Annotated in this window: 3 protein-coding genes; 1 reads left to right on the top strand and 2 read right to left on the bottom strand. The window is 69.2% G+C overall.

Annotation, left to right across the window (positions count from 1 at the left end):
• Positions 1-763 (bottom strand): patatin-like phospholipase family protein (locus VGL85_RS00330; protein ID WP_331584808.1); only part of this gene is annotated, 763 nt, incomplete at its 3' end.
• A 68-nt stretch (positions 764-831) separates the two neighbouring features.
• Between VGL85_RS00330 and VGL85_RS00335 the strand changes: the two genes are divergently transcribed.
• Entirely contained in the window at positions 832-1,074 is a 243-nt protein-coding gene (locus VGL85_RS00335) for a hypothetical protein (RefSeq protein WP_331584810.1), read from the top strand.
• A gap of 10 nt (positions 1,075-1,084) precedes the next feature.
• Here the strand turns inward: VGL85_RS00335 and VGL85_RS00340 are convergent.
• A partial coding sequence (locus tag VGL85_RS00340) for a sodium:calcium antiporter (protein WP_331584812.1) occupies positions 1,085-2,047 on the bottom strand: 963 nt, incomplete at its 5' end.

The following is a 2,047-nucleotide window of genomic DNA, read 5'->3' on the forward strand; positions in this document are numbered from 1 at the left end:
CGGGGGTGATCAGTTCGACCTCGCCGCCGGCGTCGCGGATGACCTGCAGTTCGCGCTCCAGCGGCGCCATCATCCGCTCGCCCACTTCGCCGCCCATCAGCCGGACGGCGACCACCAGCGCCTTGGAATGGTCCTTGGCCAAGTCCGCATTGGTCGCCGAACGCATGCCGCCGTCCATGTATTTGCGGCCGTTGATGGTGATGGCCGGAAACACCCCGGGCACCGAGCAGCTGGAGGCGACCGCGCGCGACAGCGGAACCTTGGCCTCGGCGTTCCAGACCACAAACTCGCCGGTCTCGCAGTCCACCGCCGTGCAGGCATAGGCGCAACCGGGCCAGACGCCCTCGCCGGCCTCCGCCAGCTGACGGCCGAAGCCGCCGATGAACGCCGCCTCGTCGACGGTCTTGGCCTCCAGCGAAAAGGCGCCGATCTCGCGGCGCACCTCCGCCGGGTCGCGCACGCCGGCGGCGACCTCCTGCATCTTCTGCATCAGCAGCATCATGTTGGGGCCGCCGGGACGGTCCTCGGCGACCTGTTGCGGGATCGGGCGCGGGCGATCGGCCTCGGCGATGATCGGGCCGGCGATATCGCCGGGTGGGCGGCCCATGGCGATCAGCGCGCCGACCACGGAACCCGCCGAGGTGCCGGTGATGAAGTCGGCGTCCGCCGCGGCCACGCCGCCCTCGGCAAGCCCGGCCAGCAGTCCCGCCTCCCAGGCGATCCCCACCGGTCCGCCGCCGCCCAGCACCAATGCGCGTGACATGCCGTTCCTCCCTTAGCTGTGGTGTTTCACCTTATCGGCACGGGCGCGAGGCGCAATCGCCGCCGGCATTGGCGGTGGAGCTCGTAGGCGCCTATTATCCGATCATGGCAAACTATCTTCTCAAGCTCTTCGGCAAGCGCGACAAGGCCGAGCGCCCGGCCCTCGGCGAACTCGAGATCGCCGCCCATGACGACATGTCGGCGATCCGGCGCCTGAAAGACACCTATCCCGCGCGGCTGGAAGAATGCGATTGCGCCGAACTCTACGGGCCCGACGGCAAGCTGGTCTGGGAGAAACACGACGAGCCTTGAACGGCTCGGCTCAGAGGTGCAGCCCAAGCGTCAGGGCCGCGAACGCGACATAGGCCAGCGACATCGAGGCCAGATAGAAGCGGGTGATCCAGCCGCGCCAGAAGGCGAAGAACAGGATGCTGACCGAGAGCAGGGTGACCGCCCCGGCCAGAACCAGGGCTCGGTCCAGCACCCAGGGCGTGGCGAACAGGCCAAAGGCGGTCGGCACTGTCGCCTGGATCATCATCGCGCCGCTGATGTTGGCCAGCGCCAGGCGGACCTTGCCCTGGCGGATCCAGATCACCGCGTTCAGCGTCTCCGGCAGCTCGGTGGCGATGGGGCTGATCAGCAGCGACAGCAGCTGCGGCTTCAGGTTCAGATGGGGACCGAGCGCGCCGAGCTGGCCCACGAAGAAGCGCGAGGCGACGAAGATGACCGCCAGCGCCGCCAGGGTCTGGACGCTGGCCGCCAGGGCCGTCGCCGTCTGGGCCTTGGGCGTCAGCTTCAGGGGCTCAAGCTCGACCTCCTCGGCGTCCTCGACCCCGGTCATCTCCTTCCAGGCATAGGCGGCGTAGGCCGCCAGGAAGAGCACGCCCAGCCACGGCTTGTAGGCGAAGGCGGCTAAGCCCACCGCCAGCTTGGCGATGGAGATGACGATGAACCAGGCCTGGTCGCGGCTGAGGCCGGCATAGAGGATGCGGCCCGCCTCGCCGGTCGGCAGCGGTCGCTTGCAGAGCAGCAGGGTGACGCCGACCACCGCATAGGCGACCGTGCCCAGCGCCAGCGGCCCGCCCATGGCCGCGCCGACGCCGATGTCCTTGTCGGCAAGCGCGTGCGGAAAGGTGACGGCGACGAAGGTGACCACGCTCTCCGGCAGGGCGGTGCCGAAGGCCGCCAGGATGGTGCCGGTGGCCTTCTGGCCGACGGCCATCTTGCGCCCGACCCACTCGACGCCGTTCACGAAGAACTCGCAGGCCAGATAGATCAGCACCGC

This window comes from Phenylobacterium sp. (genome assembly GCF_036501465.1).
GTDB lineage: Bacteria > Pseudomonadota > Alphaproteobacteria > Caulobacterales > Caulobacteraceae > Phenylobacterium.